This is a genomic window from Sciscionella marina DSM 45152 (genome assembly GCF_000379465.1).
Lineage (GTDB): Bacteria > Actinomycetota > Actinomycetes > Mycobacteriales > Pseudonocardiaceae > Sciscionella > Sciscionella marina.
In genome coordinates this window covers 1,064,568-1,082,386 of sequence record NZ_KB905380.1, presented here as the reverse complement: position 1 = coordinate 1,082,386, position 17,819 = coordinate 1,064,568, and the positions used below count along the sequence as shown (strand labels likewise).

The 17,819-nt window shown below is 69.6% G+C and carries 18 protein-coding genes and 2 pseudogenes; 12 read left to right on the top strand and 8 right to left on the bottom strand.

Going from position 1 to position 17,819, the window contains the following annotated elements; all coding sequences use genetic code 11:
• From A37U_RS0105275 to A37U_RS0105265, 3 genes are read right to left on the bottom strand one after another with little or no spacing between them, the layout of a single operon-like run.
• The gene (locus tag A37U_RS0105275) at window positions 1–423 is read right to left on the bottom strand and encodes a hypothetical protein (protein WP_020495573.1); all 423 of its coding nucleotides are present in this window, start codon (window positions 421–423) and stop codon (window positions 1–3) included.
• 1 nt (window position 424) lies between these two features.
• On the bottom strand, window positions 425–727 hold the full coding sequence (locus A37U_RS0105270; protein ID WP_020495572.1) for a hypothetical protein: 303 nt from the start codon (window positions 725–727) through the stop codon (window positions 425–427).
• A gap of 22 nt (window positions 728–749) precedes the next feature.
• Complete coding sequence (locus A37U_RS0105265; RefSeq protein WP_020495571.1) at window positions 750–1,409, bottom strand: DJ-1/PfpI family protein; 660 nt, start codon at window positions 1,407–1,409, stop codon at window positions 750–752.
• A 142-nt stretch (window positions 1,410–1,551) separates the two neighbouring features.
• On the opposite strand from A37U_RS0105265, the gene A37U_RS0105260 reads away from it, so the two are divergent.
• The 3 genes and pseudogenes from A37U_RS0105260 (at window position 1,552) to A37U_RS42310 (ending at window position 4,623) form a co-directional block, all read left to right on the top strand.
• Entirely contained in the window at window positions 1,552–2,493 is a 942-nt protein-coding gene (locus tag A37U_RS0105260; protein WP_026196895.1) for a GlxA family transcriptional regulator, read from the top strand.
• Between the two features lie 149 nt (window positions 2,494–2,642).
• Window positions 2,643–3,155, top strand: a complete 513-nt coding sequence (locus A37U_RS0105255) for a hypothetical protein (RefSeq protein ID WP_020495569.1) — start codon at window positions 2,643–2,645, stop codon at window positions 3,153–3,155.
• An 87-nt stretch (window positions 3,156–3,242) separates the two neighbouring features.
• A pseudogene (locus A37U_RS42310) lies at window positions 3,243–4,623 on the top strand (FAD-binding protein).
• 6 nt (window positions 4,624–4,629) lie between these two features.
• Here A37U_RS42310 and A37U_RS42305 read toward each other — a convergent pair.
• Window positions 4,630–5,207 (bottom strand): annotated as a pseudogene (locus A37U_RS42305) (TetR/AcrR family transcriptional regulator).
• Between the two features lie 119 nt (window positions 5,208–5,326).
• Here A37U_RS42305 and A37U_RS0105240 point away from each other — a divergent pair.
• A complete protein-coding gene (locus A37U_RS0105240; RefSeq protein WP_020495566.1) occupies window positions 5,327–6,199 on the top strand; it encodes an LLM class flavin-dependent oxidoreductase in 873 nt (290 codons plus the stop codon).
• 35 nt (window positions 6,200–6,234) lie between these two features.
• Complete coding sequence (locus A37U_RS0105235) at window positions 6,235–6,414, top strand: hypothetical protein (protein ID WP_157182612.1); 180 nt, start codon at window positions 6,235–6,237, stop codon at window positions 6,412–6,414.
• 13 nt (window positions 6,415–6,427) lie between these two features.
• Here the strand turns inward: A37U_RS0105235 and A37U_RS0105230 are convergent, their stop codons facing one another.
• Entirely contained in the window at window positions 6,428–7,798 is a 1,371-nt protein-coding gene (locus A37U_RS0105230) for an FAD-binding oxidoreductase (protein ID WP_020495564.1), read from the bottom strand.
• Window positions 7,795–9,117: an MFS transporter gene (locus tag A37U_RS0105225; protein ID WP_020495563.1), complete on the bottom strand. Its 1,323-nt coding sequence runs from the start codon at window positions 9,115–9,117 to the stop codon at window positions 7,795–7,797. The genes A37U_RS0105230 and A37U_RS0105225 overlap by 4 nt, the downstream gene beginning before the upstream one ends.
• Before the next feature lie 110 nt (window positions 9,118–9,227).
• Here A37U_RS0105225 and A37U_RS0105220 point away from each other — a divergent pair, with 110 nt between their 5' ends.
• From A37U_RS0105220 to A37U_RS0105210, 3 genes are all read left to right on the top strand, one after another.
• The gene (locus A37U_RS0105220) at window positions 9,228–10,130 is read left to right on the top strand and encodes a LysR family transcriptional regulator (protein ID WP_040586472.1); all 903 of its coding nucleotides are present in this window, start codon (window positions 9,228–9,230) and stop codon (window positions 10,128–10,130) included.
• A gap of 97 nt (window positions 10,131–10,227) precedes the next feature.
• The gene (locus A37U_RS0105215; protein WP_020495561.1) at window positions 10,228–11,166 is read left to right on the top strand and encodes a dihydrodipicolinate synthase family protein; all 939 of its coding nucleotides are present in this window, start codon (window positions 10,228–10,230) and stop codon (window positions 11,164–11,166) included.
• Window positions 11,163–12,233, top strand: coding sequence for an alpha-hydroxy acid oxidase (locus A37U_RS0105210; protein ID WP_020495560.1), 1,071 nt, complete (start codon window positions 11,163–11,165; stop codon window positions 12,231–12,233). The genes A37U_RS0105215 and A37U_RS0105210 overlap by 4 nt, the downstream gene beginning before the upstream one ends.
• Before the next feature lie 59 nt (window positions 12,234–12,292).
• On the opposite strand, the gene A37U_RS0105205 is transcribed toward A37U_RS0105210, so the two are convergent.
• Together A37U_RS0105205 and A37U_RS52525 are read right to left on the bottom strand one after the other, a co-directional pair.
• Window positions 12,293–13,843 carry an amidase gene (locus A37U_RS0105205; protein ID WP_020495559.1) on the bottom strand — a complete coding sequence of 517 codons (1,551 nt, stop codon included), beginning with the start codon at window positions 13,841–13,843 and terminating at the stop codon, window positions 12,293–12,295.
• Window positions 13,844–13,900: 57 nt separating this feature from the next.
• Complete coding sequence (locus tag A37U_RS52525) at window positions 13,901–14,803, bottom strand: LysR family transcriptional regulator (protein ID WP_020495558.1); 903 nt, start codon at window positions 14,801–14,803, stop codon at window positions 13,901–13,903.
• Between the two features lie 117 nt (window positions 14,804–14,920).
• On the opposite strand from A37U_RS52525, the gene A37U_RS52520 reads away from it, so the two are divergent.
• Genes A37U_RS52520 through A37U_RS0105180 form a run of 4 tightly spaced genes read left to right on the top strand, consistent with a single transcriptional unit; the run spans window position 14,921 to window position 17,773 of the window.
• On the top strand, window positions 14,921–15,427 hold the full coding sequence (locus A37U_RS52520) for a flavin reductase family protein (protein ID WP_020495557.1): 507 nt from the start codon (window positions 14,921–14,923) through the stop codon (window positions 15,425–15,427).
• On the top strand, window positions 15,424–16,656 hold the full coding sequence (locus A37U_RS0105190) for an acyl-CoA dehydrogenase family protein (RefSeq protein WP_020495556.1): 1,233 nt from the start codon (window positions 15,424–15,426) through the stop codon (window positions 16,654–16,656). The genes A37U_RS52520 and A37U_RS0105190 overlap by 4 nt, the downstream gene beginning before the upstream one ends.
• Complete coding sequence (locus tag A37U_RS0105185; protein ID WP_020495555.1) at window positions 16,649–17,023, top strand: hypothetical protein; 375 nt, start codon at window positions 16,649–16,651, stop codon at window positions 17,021–17,023. Before A37U_RS0105190 ends, A37U_RS0105185 begins: the two co-directional genes overlap by 8 nt.
• A gap of 9 nt (window positions 17,024–17,032) precedes the next feature.
• Window positions 17,033–17,773, top strand: coding sequence for an SDR family NAD(P)-dependent oxidoreductase (locus A37U_RS0105180; RefSeq protein WP_020495554.1), 741 nt, complete (start codon window positions 17,033–17,035; stop codon window positions 17,771–17,773).
• The last annotated feature ends 46 nt before the right edge of the window (window positions 17,774–17,819 follow it).

Here is a 17,819-nt window from a genome sequence, read left to right as displayed (position 1 = left end):
TCACACTCCCGTCGTCGAGCCGGGGCGCACGATCATCAGCACGGTGACCGCGGCCCACAGCAGGTTGAACAGTCCGGTCGTCATCGCCAGTGGTTTCCTGGCCCCGGCCCCGGCGAGCAGTCTCTGTTGCCCCGGTAGGATCACGAAGGCGAGCAGGCCAGCGGCCACCACGGTCAGCACGATGGAGATGATCAGCCAGGTGTCGCCGAGCACGCCGAGACTGCTCGCCGTGGCCAGGCCGAACAACGGCACCGCGACACCGGCCACCGCGTAGATCCGGCAGATGCGGTGCAACAGCCGCACCGTGCCGAGTTCGCCATCGGCCTTGCGCACCGCGGCGGGGAACATGCTCGCCGCGACGGCGACCGGGCCGATCGCCAGTACGGCGGCGAGCACGTGCAGGGAAAGCAGTACCTTCGACACGTCAGGCGCCCCGCCGTCGTCCGGTCACCGTGCTCGCGGGTAGCCGCCCGGCTTTCGAGGTGCCGGTCATGAGATCGCCGTCCACGGTCATGTCGAAGAACAGGTTGAGCCGAAGCGGTTTGCTGATCGACTGCCGCCAGGTCAGCCGGTTCCCCGTGAAGCTGAGTTCCCGCAACGGAATCTCCTCTCCGGTCCCGCTCGCGGTGCCCACCACGGTGCCCTGTTCCTCGCGCAGTTCCAGTACGGGTTCGAGCTTGCCGATCGGGGTAGCGATCGACAGATCCCAGATGCCGGTGGGATTCATGGGTTCTTCTTCCTCCAATCGGTCAGAAGGCGGCCGGAACAGGACCGCTGGCGCGCCAGACGACGCCCCGGCGCTCATGGGCGAACAGCTGCTCCACCGCGTGCGCCACCCGCGGGCCGAGCTCGCGCTCCAGCAGGTGCAGCCCGAGATCGAGCCCGGAGGTGAGCCCCGCGGCGCTGACCACGTCCCCGTCATCGACCACCCGGGCGTGCACCGCCTCGGCACCGGTGGCGTCCAGGAAATCCATGCCCAGGTGGTGGGTGGTGGCATGCCTGCCCCCGAGCAGCCCGGCCATGGCGAGCAACAGCGAACCACCGCAGACCGTGGCCACGGTCAGCTCCGGATCCGCCATCGCCGCGCCGAGCAGCCCGGGCAATGCGGTGTTCAGGGTTCGCCCGAGCAGCACGGGAATCGTGTCCTCGGTTTCCTCGGCGGTGTCATTCCCGATCCGGCCCGCGGCCCCGGGCACCACGAGCAGACCGGCGCGGTGTGGATCGAGTGCGGCGCTCGCCCGCAGCGATACCGCGCCGACCCCGCTGACCACATCCCGTGGTCCTTCGGCGGAGACCAGTTCCACGGTGAGCAGTCCGCCGGATGCCGTGGCACCGGCGGACAACACCTCGAACGGGGCGAGGGCATCGAGTGGGTCGAAGCCGTCGAACAAGATGACCTGACTGTGCATGCCCGGAACGCTAGGACGGGCGGCCCGGCCCGGCCAGTGGCGTGATCGCCATCCTTCAACGGAAAATCGCCAGCCAATAAAATCCCAGCTCAATACGGGTATCGGGCCGTTCTCCCGCTGTGCGATGCGCTACATTCCGGACATGCACACCGTCGCCGTTCTCGCCATCGATCAGGTGATCCCGTTCGATCTTGCGACCCCGATCGAGACCTTCGGGCGCACCCTGCTTCCCGATGGGCGGCCTGGTTACCAGGTGCGCATCTGCGCCGAACGGCCCGAGGTGGACGCCGGAACATTCGCCCTGCGCGTGCCGTGGGGACTCGACGGGTTCGAGGACGCCGACACGGTGATCGTGCCCGGGGTTGCCAAGCCCGGACCGCTCTCGCCCGCTGTTTCCGGGGCACTGCGCGCGGCCGCGGCACACGGCACCCGGATCGCCTCGATCTGCACCGGTGCCTTCCCGCTCGCCGCGACCGGGCTGCTCGACGGGCTGCGCGCCACCACGCACTGGGCCGCGGCCGAAGCGTTCGCGGCGACCTATCCCGAGGTCCACCTCGACCCGGATGTGCTCTATGTGGACAACGGCCAGATCCTCGCTTCCGCGGGCGCCGCGGCCGGGCTCGACCTGTGCCTGCACCTGATCCGGCGGGACTACGGATCCGCGGTGGCGGCGAACGCGGCCCGGCTCGCCGTCATGCCGCTCGAACGCGAGGGCGGGCAAGCCCAGTTCATCGTGCACGACCACACCCTGGTGCCCACTCCCAAGGGGGCCAGCACCGAACCACTGCTCGACTGGTTGCGGGACAACCTGCATCGCCCGCTCACCCTCGAGGACATCGCCGAACACGCCGGGCTCAGCAGCCGCACGCTCATCCGCCGGTTCCGCGAGCAGACCGGGACCAGTCCGCTGCGGTGGCTGCACCGCGCCCGCGTCCGGCGCGCCCAGCACCTGCTCGAAACCACCGAGCACGGCATCGAGCGCATCGGCGCGCAGGTCGGATTCAGTTCCCCGACCGCGTTCCGGGACCGGTTCAAGCGCACCACGGGAGTCAGCCCGCAGAGCTACCGGCGCAGTTTTCAGTAGTGGTTGCTTCGCAGTGCGGTAGCCCATAGTGGATGCACGAACGCGCCGCGGGGAACGTCTGACGGGGTGAAATCAGGTTCGGTGAATGACCCACCAACCTCATTACGTACCGGTTCGGGGCCGGTGCGCGACTGAGAGGGAAAGACACGATGACCGGAAACGCCGTTCGCAAGACCATCGCCGCTGCCGCCGTGCTCGCCGCTGTCGGCGGAGTGACCGGAGTCGCCGCGACCGCGGCGAGCGCGAGCACCGAACCGCAACTGTGCAAGGACATGGATGTGCGGGTCACCGCGACCCCGGCCCAGGACTCGCCGTCCGGGCACCGCGCCGTGACCTTGCACTACACCGCGGCGGACGCGAACACTCACTGCACGCTCAGCGGCGCTCCCTACGGCGCGACCTTCTACAACCGGTTCGGTTCCCCGGTCGGCGTGCAGAGCTCCGTGGCCAACGGTGGAACGCCAGGACAGGTCACCATCGACGCGAACCACTCGGCGAGCTCCGCCGTGCTCATTCCGAACAGCCCCGAGCCGGGCCCTGCCGAGGTGACCGGACTGCGGTTCCACCTGCCCTCGGACGCCTCGAACACCCCGGTAGGCGTCGCCTGGCCGGGTACCGCGCTGAGCGGTTCCCCGCAGTTCACCGCCATCTCCCAGGACTGAACTCCCGCCCGTGGCCGGTCTCGTACGCCGAGGCCGGTCACGGCTTTTTGACCCGGACCGCACCGGGGGTGGATTAGCTTGGCGCACATGGCATATCCCGGAATCGTGCCGCGGCGGCGGGAGCTGTGCGGTTGGGGGCGGGCCGGTGGCACGGTCGCCCACGTACTGTCCACATCGGATCCCGAAACGCTCGCGAACGCGGTGCGCGGCGCGGGTCCGCGCGGGATGATCGCCCGCGGTCTCGGGCGCTCGTACGGGGATCCGGCGCAGAATTCCGGCGGTCTTGTGGTGGACATGACCGCGCTGAACCGGATCCACCGCATCGACGAGGACGAGGCGTTGGCCGAGGTGGACGCCGGGGTGAGCCTGGACCGCCTGATGCGCGCGGCATTGGCGCACCGGCTGTGGGTACCCGTGCTCCCCGGCACCCGGCAGGTCACGGTCGGCGGCGCGATCGCCAATGACATTCACGGCAAGAACCACCACAGCGTGGGAAGTTTCGGCAATCACGTGCTGTCCCTGGATCTGCTCATCGCGGACGGGCGCGTGCGCACGCTCACCCCGGAGAGACCGGACGGCGAACTGTTCTGGGCCACCGTGGGCGGGATCGGGCTGACCGGCATCATCGTGAGCGCGCGGCTGCGGTTGAAGCGCACGGAGACCGCGTACTTCCTCGCCGATTACGACCGGACCAGTGACCTCGACGCGACCATGGAGTTGCTGACCGACGGCTCCGACGAGGCCTACGAGTACTCCGCTGCGGTGCCGGACACGATCTCCACGGGAGCCCGGCTCGGCCGTGCCACGTTCTCCCGCGGATCGCCGGCCCGGCTGGACGACCTGCCGCCGAAACTGCGCCGGGAACCGTTGCGGCTCAACGCACCGCAGCTGGCCACGCTGCCGGACATCTTCCCGAACGGGATGGTCAACCGGCTCACCTCGCGGGTGGCGGGTGCGGCGGCCCACCGGATGTTCCCCGAGCGCGCGCGGCAAGATCGCCAGTATATCTCAGTTCCTGCATCCCTTGGACGCCCTCGGCGAGTGGAACCGGGCCTATGGGCGCGCGGGTTTTCTCCAGTACCAGTTCTCCGTGCCCTACGGGGCCGAGCAGCGGATGGCCGATCTGGTGCGCACCATCGCGCGTTCCGGGCACCTGTCCTTCCTGAACGTGTTCAAGCGCATGGGAACGGCGAGCCCGGCTCCGCTTTCCTGGCCGCATCCCGGCTATATGCTCAGCCTCGATTTCCCGATGAAAAGCGGGCTCGGCCGATTCTGCGCGCAGCTCGACGAACAGGTGCTCGATGCGGGAGGGCGGCTGTATTTCGCGAAGGACTCCCGGACGACGCCCGCGATGGTCGCCCGGATGTATCCGCGATTGGCGCAGTGGCGCCGTATTCGCGATGCCGCCGATCCGGACGGGGTGTTCAGCTCCGATATGTCCCGCCGCCTCGGGATCGCCTCCGGCTGAGTCCGGTCACGCTGGGCCCGGCAGGCGCAGGCCCTCGATCAAGAGCCCGACCAGTCGGCGGGCGTCGTAGTGCGGGTCGTTCTCCGCGCCGACACAGAGGTTCCCGATGCCGCGCATGAGTTCGTAGGGCTCGAGATCGGACCGGACCCGACCGGCGGCGGCCGCGGCTTCGAGCAACCGGCCGCACACCGGGATGAGGCGGTCCAGGAAATAGGCATGCAGGGTGTCGAAGCCCGCGTCGCCGGACTGCAGCACGGCGGCGAGCCCATGTTTGGTGACCAGGAAATCGACGAAGAGATCGATCCACTGCGCGAGTGCGGCGTGCGGGTCCGCCATGTCGGCCAGCAGTTTCGGGCCCGCCTCGGCGCAGGCCTCGACCTGGTGCCGGTAGACCGCGATGATCAGGTCCGCCCGGCTCGGGAAGTGGGGTAGATCGTGCCCACCCCGACACCGGCCTTGGCCGCGATATCGCGCACCGGGGCCTCCACGCCGGAGGCGACGAAGACCGTGGCCGCCGCGTCGAGCAGGGTCTCCTTGTTGCGCCGGGCATCCGCCCGCTTGGCCTGCGTGCCCCCGTCCGGCATGGCGCCGTTCCCTTCCTCGTTGCTAAGCGGAACAATGTTCCGTATTGTTGACGGAATCATGTTCCGTTTCGTCGATGATGCCAGATCGGCGAACCCAGACAGGGGAAGGACGGCCCTCGATGCCGCACACATCCGGTGCCCGGTTCGGGATCCTCACCGCACCCATGCAGGTCGGCTACCAGGACGTGCTGCGGGTCTGGCGGGAAGCCGACGCGATCCCGGAGATCGAGCACGCCTGGCTGTTCGATCACCTCATGCCCATCGGGGGAGACCCGGACGGGCCGATCCTGGAGGGCTGGACGCTGCTCTCCGCGCTCGCCGCGCAGACCCGGCGGCTACGCCTGGGTTTGCTCGTGACCAGCAATCGTTTTCGCCCGCCCGCCATGCTGGCCAAGATCGCCACGACCGTGGACATCGTCTCCGGCGGGCGGCTCGATTTCGGTATCGGCGCGGGTTCGCGCCCCAGCCATCCTTTGGCCCGGCGGGAGTACGACGGACACGGCCTGCCCTATCACGGCGCCGCGGCGGCCGTCGCCGGTCTCGCCGAGGCGTGCACGATCATCCGGCGGTTGTGGACCTCCGTGGAACCGTTCGACTTCCACGGCGAACACCACGAACTGACCGGGGCGTTCGGCAATCCCAAACCCGTGCAACGGCCTCATCCGCCGTTGCTGATCGGCGGTCGGGCGGCCGCGACGCTGCGGGTGACCGCCGAGCACGCCGACCTGTGGAACGTTCCCGGCGGCGACATCGCGGATGTTCGCGCCCGCAGCGCCCTGCTCGACCGCTACTGCACCGAGATCGGCCGGGATCCCGCCTCGATCACCCGCTCGATCCATCTGCCGGTCTCCTACGAAGACCCCGGCCGCACCCGGGACGCGATCGGCGCGGCGATCGAGGCCGGATTCGGGCACATCGTCCTCGGGCTGGACGCGCCCTATCCCGAAGGGGTCGCCGGCTGGGTCGCCGAGCAGCTCATCACCGCCGGATGATCGATCCACCCGCATTCGTCGAATACCATGGGTGGATGACGACCAAGCCCGCATCGCTGTTCATCGCCGAGGTTCTCATCGTGGCGGTGGCGTTCCTGGGACTCATGTCCGCACGGGAACCCTGGCAGACGCTCCTGGCCGCCGCGGTGTTCCTGCTCGGCACGGTCGCTGTCATCGCGGTCTCCATCCGGTCCCGCGGGAATCGCTCCGTATAGCGCTGCCGAGCTGCTACGGCAGGGGTGCGAGCACCGTGTGCGGATCGAAATGCCGTTTCAGCAGCGCGGCGGTGGTCCGCACGGCTTCGGGGACAAAGCGCAGATACGCGTCGTGGTTCTTCGGGCCGATCCCGTGTTCGGCGCTGAAACTGCCCGCGTAACGGTGCACGGCGAGGTCGTAGACGAGCATGCGCAGCTCGTCGATGCGATCCCGGTCGGCGGCGATCCGTTGCGGCAGCGGAAGAATCAGGTGAATCCCGCCGTCGCCGTAGTGGCCGAGCTCGATGGGGCGGATATCGGGGTACGCCTCGGCGAGCAGGGTGTGGACCTCGGCGCGGAACCGGGTGAGGGCCGAGCGTGGGGTGGCGAGGTCGAGGCTGAGCACCGGATGCATCCGTTCGGTGATTTCCGGGATCGCGTGCCGCACCTCCCACATCCGCTGGGGCGCTCCGATCCGGGCGTCGTGCAGCAGGCCCTGTCCTGCGGCGGCCTCCAGGGCCTCGGTGAGCTGGTCCTCGGCGCGTTCGTCATCGGCGGCGATCTCGGCGAGCACCAGGAAGTGTTCGCCGCGCGGGATCCGGTTGAGCAGGTGCTCGTGCCGTTCGGTGAGCAGGGCGGCCGCCGCGGGGGAGACCACCTCGAACGCGGCGAGGGAATCGGCGCAGTGCCGCTCGACGGTGGTGAGCGCGTCCAGCAGCCCGGATTCCGGCACGGCCAGCCAAGCGGTCGCCCGGGAACGGGGCAGGGGCGCGAGTTCGAAGCTCGCCTCGGTGATCACGCCGAGGGTGCCGCCGGTGCCGATGAACACCTGCTTGAGGTCGAGGCCCTCGTTGCGTTTGCGCAGTGGCCGGGACAGGTCCAGCACGGTGCCCGCGCCATCGGGGACGGCGGCCCGCAGCCCGAGCACCCGATGGCGCACATCGCCGTACTTGATCAGGTGCGAACCCGCGGTATTGGTGCTGAGCATGCCGCCGACGGAGGGACTGGAACCGACCTCGACGGGCAGCTGGAGCCCGTGCGAGGCGAGCCGTTCGTTGATCTCGTCGAGCTGCCAGCCCGCGCTCACGGTCAGCGTCCGGCTCCCGGTGTCGAGCTCGAACCGGTCGCGCAGCCGCTCGCCGGAGAGCACCCCCTGAGTACCGGAGCCGTCCGGGAGCGCGCCGCCGACCAGGCCGGAGTTGGCGCCCTGCGGGATGAGCCGGACCCGTTCCCGGTGTGCCCAGTCGAGCAGCGCGGTCAGCTCGCCTTCCCCGGCGGGCCGGGCGACGAAGGCCGCGGTCCCGGTCAGCAGGTTCGGGGCCCGCTCGTAGCGGCTCAGTTCGGCACCCGGTTCGAGCAGCCCGGCCGGACCGAGCAGGGCGCGTGGTTCGGCGAGGTCGGTCACACTGACTCCGTCATCTTCGGGGCACCGGCGCGGTCGAGTTTGCGCGGCGAGGTCTCCGTCAGCATGCCGAGGGTGACCAGCAGCGAGATGAACGCGATCACCACGATGTAGATGGCGGGCGCGAGTTTGGAACCGGTCTGCCCGATCAGGAAGGTGGCCACGTAGGGCGCGGTGCCGCCGAAGAGCATGAACGCGAGGTTGTAGCCGATCGCGGAGGCGCTGTAGCGCACCCGGGCGGGGAACAGTTCGGCGGTGACCAGGCTGGAGACCAGGCTGGTCGGGCCCGCGACGAGCACGAAGAGCACCTGCCCGCCGAACGCGGCGAGGAAACCGCCCTGGGTGGAGAGCAGGAAAGCGGGCACGGTCAGCACCATCATGCCGATGACCGAGTAGAGCATCATCGCCTTGCGCCCGAAGCGATCGGCCATGGTGCCGAACAGCGGGGCGAGTATCACGAGCACCCCGTAGGCTGCGGCCGAGGACCACAGCGCGGTCACCCGGGGCACACCAGCGTCCTCGGAGAGGAAGTTGGGCCAGTAGGTACCGAGCACGTAGTAGGCCACGGCGTTGATCATGATCAGCCCGAACAGCGTTGCGATCGGTTTGCGCTGGGTGCGCAGCGCGTCCCGGACCGGGGCGTTGTCCACCTGCCTGCGTTCGGAAAGCGCCACGAACTCCGGGGTTTCGGTGACCTTGGTGCGCAGGTAGAGCCCGACCAGTCCGAGCGGGAGCGAGACCGCGAACAGCACCCGCCAGCCCCAGGAGGCCATGGCCTCGGTGCCCGTGGAGGTGGTCAGCAGCGCGGTGAGCGCGACCCCGGCGATCGAGGCCAGGAACGTGGTGACCGACAGCGCGCTGACATAGAAGCCGCGGCGCTCGCGCGGGGCGAACTCGACGACCATGGTGGCCGCGCCCGCGTACTCGCCGCCCGCGGAGAGTCCCTGCACCAGTCGCAGGATCAGTAACAGCACCGGGGCGAGCACACCGACCTGGGCATAACCGGGCAGCGCCCCGCACAGCGCGGTCGCCGAGGACATGGTGATCACCACGATGGACAGCGAGCGCCGCCGCCCGAACCGGTCGCCGATCCGGCCGAAGATGACCGCGCCGAGCGGGCGCACGAAGAACGCGACGCCGAACACCGCGAAGGTGGAGAGCAGCCCGGCGGTGGCGTCCTCGGAGGGGAAGAACTTCGCGGAGATGATCGGCGCGAGGTAGCCGTACACCCCGAAGTCGAACCACTCCACGAAGTTGCCGATCGCACCGGCAGCGACGGCGCGCCGGATCTCTTTCCGGGAGGCGACAGCGGTGTCGGCCACGGCGAGTCCCTTCGGTTGGCAGGATGACTGGGCACGATGAGGTCGTGGACGAAACGCTAATCCTCGAACGATAGTTGTTCATTGCCCGTTTTCGCGGTATCCATGCTGTTATGGGTAACGATCCTACGGTCCAGCAGCTGCGAGTGTTTCGCGTCGTCGCCGAGGAGCTGCACTTCGGCAGGGCGGCGGAGCGGCTGATCATGAGCCAGCCGCCGCTGACCAGGCATATCCAGGGGCTCGAGCAGGCGGTGGGGGCGAAGCTGCTGGAGCGCAGTTCGCGCAAGGTGGCCCTGACCAAGGCGGGCGCGGCCTTTCTCGCCGAGGCGACCGTGGCGCTGGCGCGGCTGGACCGGGCCGGGGAGCTCGCGCGCCGGATCGCCGAGGGGCACGCGGGCCGGATCTCGCTCGGTTACGTCGAACCGCTGGCGATCGAGCTGTTGCCGCGGGTGCTGATGCGGTTCCGCGAATCCTTCCCCGATGTCGACCTGCGGCTGCACGAACTGCACACCCACGAACAGATCGAGGCGCTGCACAGCAACGCGATCGATATCGCCGTGTTGCGCGCACCGGCCAATGTGGATCCGGACCTGGAGTTCGCCCCGCTGTTCGCGGATCCGCTCGTGGCCGCGGTGCCGCCCGGGCATCCGGCGGCGCGCGCGGAGATCGGGCTCGCCGAACTGGCCGGGGAGGACTTCATCGTCTACGCCCGCGAGATCGGCCAGGGCATGATCACCGCGACCCTTTCCGGTTGCGCGGCGGCGGGGTTCAGCCCGCACATCGCGCACCAGGCGCAGAGCACGCCGATGCTGTTGACCCTGGTCGCCGCGGGGGAGGGGGTCGCGCTGGTGTCCAGCCCCATCGCGCAGGTGCCCCGGCCGGGGGTGCACTTCGCCGCGCTCACCGGTTCGCCCGCGCGTTCCGAGCTGATGCTGGCCTGGCGCCGCGGTGAGGACTCGCCCGCGATGCGCAGGCTTTCCCAGCTGCTGCTGGAGCTCGGCCCCGAAAATACCTGATCGGGTATCGGTCTGCCTGGTTTTCGCAACGGATAACTATCGAACGCGGCCTACGGTGATCGGCGAGCCGAGAACTACAGCGAAGGGTGCGTGGCCGATGGATCGCCGGGACGTGACGTGGCGCGGATACTGGAGCGCCTTGCCGACCCCGTTCACCGAGGCCGGGGAACTGGATCTCGCGGCGTTCGAGGAGATCGTCGAGCGCTCCATCGCCGATGGGGTGCACGGGCTGCTGGTCAACGGCAGTACGGGGGAGTGGGCCGCGCAGAGCCTCGAGGAACGGGAACGGCTCACCGAGGCCGCGGTGCGCAGGTCGAACGGCCGGGTGCCCGTGGTGATCGGGGTGACCAGTTCCCGCCCGCACGAGGCGGTCCGGCTGGCCAGGCATGCCGAGCGGGCGGGCGCGGATTCGGTGATGGCCGCCCCGCCACCGGCGACCCGGCCCACACCGGAGGAACTGCGCTGGTATTACGAGACCGTGTTCGGCGCGGTCGCCCTCCCGGCCTGGGTGTACAACTTCCCGCAGGACGCGGCCACGGATATCCGGCCCGAGCGGTTCGCCGAGCTCGCCGATCTGCCGAACGTGGTGGGGGTCAAGCAGAGCACCGCGAGCCTGGACGATCTGCTGGCCACCATCCGCGCGATCGGTGACCGGCTGGTGGTGTTCGGGCATCTGCTCTCCCCGCTCGGATTGTCGCTGCTGCGCGGCGGATTCGGTGGGGACGGGCATTTCGGTTCCGGCATGCTGCTCGGTTCCCGGTATTCGGCCTTTTTCGAGCTGGCCTGGGGCGGGGAGACCGAGGAGCCGCTGCGCATCGCGGAGCGTTCCGATGCCCTGATGCACCGGCTGCGCGGGCCGGGGACCGATGGCTACAACTGGCGCTATGGCGGCATGCAGGCTTCGCTTAAAGCGGCGATGAACCTGCTCGGCCAGCCGGGCGGGTTCCCGAGGAAACCGAAGCTGCCGATCACCGACGCGCGCTCGCTCGCCGAGATCTCCGCGGCGCTCGCGGATGCGGGCCTGGAACCGGCATGAGCCCCGAGCTGGAGAGCCTGCCGCTCGCGGAGATCGAACGGCTCGCCGAACGCGTGGCCGATCCCGCGGCGTGGAACTATCTGGTATCCGGGGCGGGGACCGAGGACGCGCTGCGGGAGAACCTGGCCGCGTTCCGGCGGATCCGTTTCGCCCCAAGGGTTTGCACGGACGTATCCGATGTGGACACCGGGCTTCTGCTGCTCGGTCTGGACCTGCCGCATCCGGTGCTGATCGGCCCGACCGCCTGCCATCGGATGTTCCATCCGGACGGCGAGGAGGCCACCGCCCGTGGTGCGGGGGATGCGGGCGCGGTGTTCTGCCTGAGCGGGTACAGCACCACCGGCATGGCCGCGATCCAGCGCGCGGCGAGTGGTCCCTGGTGGCTGCAGTACAACGCCGCGCCGGACGACGGGTTCACCCGCGAACTGATCGCAGAGGCCACCGAGCGTGGCGCGGCCGGGATCGTGCTGACCGTGGACACCCCGGTCGCCGGGGCGCGGGAACGCCAGGGCTGGGACGGGGTGAGCCTGCCGGACGGGCTTTCCTTCGCGCTGACCGAATCCGCGCCGTATCCGGTGCGCCCGCCGTCCTCGCCGTACGGCATTCACCGGCCCGCCCTGGATGCCTCGTTCACCTGGGAACGCTTGGCCGGGTTGCGGGCGAGCACCCGGATTCCGTTGCTGGTCAAGGGAATCCTGCGGGCCGATGATGCGCTGCGCTGCCTCGATGCCGGTGCGGACGGGATCATCGTGTCCAACCACGGCGCGCGCAACCTCGATTCCGTGCTCAGTACCGCCGAGGCGCTGCCCAGGGTGGCCGAGGCGGTTCGGGGGCGTGCCGCGGTGCTCGTCGATGGGGGACTGCGCCGGGGTGCCGATATTGCGAAAGCGCTTGCCCTCGGCGCGGACGCGGTGTTGCTCGGCCGCCCCGCGCTGCACGGGCTGGTGCTCGCCGGGGCGCAGGGGGTCGGTCATGTCGTGCGCAGGTTGCGCTATGAACTGGCGATGACGATGGCGCTGTGTGGGGCACCCGATCTTGCCGCCCTGGACGTGGATCTCCTGGTGTGATCGGGCGGGGTGAATTCGGCCAGCCCGTGGGCCAGTCGCCTCTCCCTGTCCGACAGTGCTCAGCTCGAGGGCAGAAAGCGCGGTGCGCGCCAGGCGTGCAGGTGGCGTTCGGCGGCCCCGGCGAGGGAGAGCAGCTGCCCGTCCTGCCAGTGTCCGGCCATGAGCAGCATGCCGACCGGGAGTTCGCCGACGGTGCTGGCGGGAACCGAGACAGCGGGGTAACCGGCGACGGCTGCGGGGGTGGAGGACGGGACGATGTCGTTGTCGCCTCGCCGGCAGTCGGTTGTCCACGCGGGCGGGTTGGTAGGCGCGGCGATCGCGTCCAGCCGATGATCGCGCATGGTTTCGTCGATGGAGCGCCGGGAGAGCTCGCGCAGCTCCTCCCGATGGGCGCGGTAGCCGGGGTCCGTGGTCGGCGGCGCGGCGAGTGCCCGCTCGAACAGTTCCTGGCCCGCGAAACAGGTCTGTTCGGCCGGATGTGTTCGGTTGAACTCGATCAGGTCCGCGAGGTCGCGCGGACCGGCCTTCCTGGTCTTCAGGTAGGCGTCGATGTCCCGGTGGAATTCGCTCAACAGCGCGGGAATCTCGAGTTCGGCGATGCGGTCCTGGTAGGGTGGCCCGACCTCGACCACCGTGGCGCCCGCGGCTTCGAGTTTCCCGGCGGCGCGCCGCAGCACGGCGTCCACCTCGGGGCCGAGCTCGGGCAGCCGCCACAGGCCGATTCGCTTGCCGCGCAAGGCATTCGGGTCCAGCAGGGCGGCGTAGTCGCTCGGCTGGCCCGCCGGATAGTCTGCGGTCGCCGGATCGGCGGGATCGCGGCCCTGCAGTACCGAGAGGGTGATCGCCACATCGGCGACGTTGCGCGCCATCGGTCCCGCGGTGTCCTGCTCGGCTGAGATCGGCACCACTCCGGTGCGGCTGACCAGGCCGAGGCTCGGTTTCAGCCCGACGACGCCGTTCATCCCCGCGGGGCACACGATCGATCCGTCCGTTTCGCTGCCGATCGCGACCTGGGCGAGCGAGGCAGCGAGTCCGGCGGCCGAACCCGCGGAGGAACCGCAGGGATTCCGGTCGAGTACATAAGGATTGTTGGTCTGACCGCCGACCGCGGACCAGCCCGAGGTCGGCTTGTCGGCGCGGAAATTGGCCCATTCCGAGAGGTTCGCCTTGCCGAGCAGGATCGCGCCCGCCGCCCGCAGCTTGGCCATCAGCACCGCGTCCTTCGCGGGCGGCTGTCCGGAAAGCGCGAGTGATCCCGCCGTGGTCGGCAGGTCGCGGGTGTCCACATTGTCCTTGACGAGCACCGGGATCCCGTCCAGTGGCCCGATCTCGGCTCCCGCGCGGTGCCGTGCGTCGCTGGCCGCGGCCTGGGCCATCGCGGTGGGATCGAGGCGCAGTACGGCATGCACCTTCGGGTCCACGATTCGGATCCGCTCCAGGTAGGCCGCGGTGAGCGCGGACGAGGTCAGCGAGCCGTGCGCCATCCGCTGCTGCAGCTGCGGGATGGTCACCGTGTCCAGGTGCACGCCGAGCGGTTCGCTGTGCGCCGGGCCGATCGAGGTGAGTGAACCAGCGGCGAGCAGGGCGGCGAGTGCCAGGGCGATGCGCATGGATGTCATCCAACTGTGCGGTCGCCGAGCGGGCAAGACCCGTTCGGTGGTACCGGATCACCCGGACCGTAGCTCCCCGGCCACCTTGCGGCACTGTTCGGTGAACGCGGCCATCCGCCGGTTGGCGGGCACCCCGCCCGCGTACAGCATGCCGATCGAGACCGGTTCGGCGTCGGTGATGTGCACCGCGCGTGACCCTTCCGCGGGCCGGGTGCGCTGGTTGAGGATCGCGAATCCGCCGGTCGAGGCGACGAGCCCGCGCATGGTCTCGAAGTTCGTGGTGCGCACGATCTCCGGAATCGGTACCCCGGCGTGTTCGAGCATGCCGAGGATGAACCGCCCGGTCTCGGGCAGATCGAGCAGCACCATCGGGGTGCGCGCCAGTTCGCGCAGGCTCGCCGAATCCGATCCGGCGGCCGGGTGCCGGGTGGCGACGAGCGCGTAGGGGCGCACCGAGAGCAGATGCCGGAACCGGATGTCCTCGGGCACCTCGAGTCCGTACCCGAGCGCGATATCGCAGCGCGCGGAACGCAGGGCCGCGGCGAGCCCGGCACCGTCCGATTCGAGCACATCCACCCGCAGTTCTGGATGCCGCTCCCGCAGGCCGGTCAGCACCGGCGGAACATAGAACGGGGCAAGGGTGACGAAACAGCCGATCCGCAGTTCACCGTTCACCCCGTGCCGCAGATTCCGCCCGGCATCGGCCAGCTCCGCGGCGTCCCGTAACAGGTTCCGTGCCTTGTCCAGCAGCTGCTCGCCCGCTGAGCTCAGTGTGATCCCGCGCGCGTGATGGCGGATGAACAGCGCGGTGCCCAGCTGTTTCTCCAGGCGCTGGATGGCCGAGGAGAGCGCGGACTGGGACATGTGCAGCTCCCCGGCGGCCGCCGAGATGCTCCCGGTCTCCGCGGCGGCGACGAAGCACTGCCATTGGGCGAGGGTGAATTCGGCCCGCTGGAACACGTTCCGACCTCCTTGTATCGAACGATGCGATACACAGTAGCGAGAAACTTCGATTGTCGGCCGGTTCACCGGTTCGCCAGAATCCTGCAGGCGACGACTTCGACGGCGAGGTATCCGGTGGACACGAGTGAACTGCGAGCCGACTACATCGAGGCGATGGCCTGTACGGCCGCCGCGGTGACCGTGGTGACCACCGCGGGACTGGCGGGCCGGTTCGGGCAGACGGTCAGCGCGGCGACCTCGGTGACCGCCGATCCGCCGACCATGCTCGCCTGCCTCTACCGGCGCACCGCGATCGCGGAGGCCGTGCTGGCCAACGGTTGCTTCGCGGTGAACGTGCTCGCCCCGGAGCAGCGCGCGCTGTCCCGGATCTTCGCGGGCGGCGAACCCATCGGGCGACGGTACGTGTTCGACGATGCGTGGCGGACCCTGTGCACCGGCGCTCCGGTGCGCACGGACGGCGCGGCCGTGTTCGACTGCGCGCTGAGCGATTCGGTGCTCGTGGGGACGCATCTGGTGCTGTTCGGCCGGGTGCGGGCCGCACGGGCGGGCGAGACCGAGGGACTGACCTACCGCGACCGCGGTTACGGGCGACACCACCCGGAGATTGGAAGGCCGGCATGAAACAGTGCTATACCGAACGGCAGCGGGAGTTCGTGGAGCTCGCCGGGCGCCTCGCGGATGTGTTCGCCGAGCGCGCCGCCGAGCACGATGAGCAGAACACCTTCCCGTACGAGAACTACACCGATATGCGCAATGCCGGGCTGCTGCGGCTGACCCTGCCCACCGAACTCGGCGGATCCGGGGCGACCCAGGCGGAACTGATCCCGGTGATCGAGCGGCTGGCGATGGGCGACGGGGCGACCGCGCTCGCGGTGAACATGCATCTTTCCCCACTCGGCCAGTGGTCGTCGATCTGGCGCAGGACAAAGGATCCCCGGCTCGCGGGCTTTCTCACCCAGGCGGCCGAGGACAAACTCGTCTGGGCCGCAGTGACCAGCGAGATCGGCAGCCCGAACCTGATGACCGACGCGCGCACCACCGCGCGCCGCACCGAGGGCGGTTTCCTGGTCAGTGGGCGCAAGAACTTCGGCACCAACACCGCGGTGGCCACGCACTGTTCCACGACGGCCCGGTACGAGGAGGCCGAGGGCGGGCCGCGGCTGCTGCTGATGCGGATCGCGCTGGACGACCCGGCCGTGACCATCCACCAGACCTGGGACATGCTCGGCATGCGCGGCACGCAGAGCAACGACGTCGAGTTCACCGAGCTGTTCGTGCCGGACGAGGCGGTCGTGCACTCGCTTCCGGTCGGGCACCTGGACGCGCGGGTGCTCGAAACCGTGTTCTCCTGGGCGATGCCCGCGTTCGGCGCGGTGTACAACGGGATCGCCGCCGGTGCGCTGGACTGGGCGAAACGGCAGGCGATCCGGCGCGGGATCGCCGGAGCGCCGCTGATCGTGGACACCCTGGCACATACGGAGATCCTGATCGAGCAGTCCCGAGCGGTGCTCTACCGGCACGCCGCGGAGGTCGACTCGCGCGCGCTGCTCACCGAACTGAACGTCCAGGAGGGGATCGCGCGCTGCGCGCTGGTGAAATACGTGTGCACCAACAATGCCGTCGCGGTCATGCAGAAACTCGTGGAAGTGGTCGGCGGCGCCGCGTATGTCCGTAAGCTGCCGTTCCAGCGGATGTGGCGGGATGCGCAGGCGGGCACCTTCATGCCGTTCGCCAACCACGCCGCGCGCGAGATCATCGGTTCGACCACGGTCGGCATCGAACTGGCGCCGACGATCGGTCCCGAGGAAACGGGCCCGGACAGCAAAGCGAAGGAGACGGCACATGACTGAGGACTACCGCTCGGGCGGGCGGGATGCGATCCGCACCCTGTTCTGCATCGGGGTGCGCGATCCGTTCTTCGCGGCCGGGGAGGAGGAACGCGCCGCGGTCATCGAGGAATCCCGGAACGGGTTCGCCGATCTCGCCGGACGGTTCGGGGTCCGGGTGCTCGGCACCATGGACGATGACGAGACCATGGTCGGACCGTCCACCCGATTCCCCTGGACCGCCTACATCCTCGCCGATGTACCCGACTACGAGACGGTCACCCGGATCTGCTCGATCCTGCGCGAGCACCGGGTCGGCGAGGCCCGGCTGTGGAAGTACTTCACCATCGAGGCCCGGCTCGGCAGGGCGCTGTTCTTCGGGAACGAATAGGAGTACCCAGTGGGACAAGAGATCGCGCTGGTGACCGGGGCCGGTCAGGGCATCGGGGCCGCGGTCGCCGAACGCCTGCACGCGGACGGGTTCCGGGTGGCCCTGCTCGATATCGACCCCGCCGCCGCGAGTGAGGTCGCGGCCCGGCTCGATCCGCAGGGGCGGACCGCGATCGGGGTCGCCGCGGATGTGCGCGAACCGGAGGCCGTGCGCGCCGCGCTCGAGCAGGTGCGTGAACGGCTCGGCAGCCCCGATGTGCTCGTCAACAACGCCGGGCGGACCGTGCCGAAATCGGTGTGGGACATCGAACTCGACGAATGGGACGACGTGCTGGCCACCAATCTGCGCAGCGTGCTGCTGCTGACCAGGGAACTGGCCCCGGCCATGGCCGAGCGCGGCTGGGGCCGGGTGGTGAACCTGACCTCGCTCGCCGGGCAGCAGGGCGGGCTCGTCGCGGGGGCGCACTACGCCTCCTCCAAGGCCGGGATCATCGTGCTCACCAAGATATTCGCGCGCGAGCTCGCCGCATCCGGGGTCACCGTGAACGCGGTCGCCCCGGCCGCGGTGCACACCCCCGTCATGGCGGACATGCCGCAGAGTCAGTTGGACAAGGCGGTCGAGTCGATTCCGGTCGGCCGCTTCGGACAGGCCGGGGAGGTGGCCGGGCTCGTCGGTTATCTGTGCGGCCCCGACGCGGGCTATGTCACTGGTGCCACGATGGACATCAACGGCGGGGTGTTCATGCGCTGAGTCACTGAGCCTGGACCTGCGCGGTGACCAGCTCCCGGTACCGGCG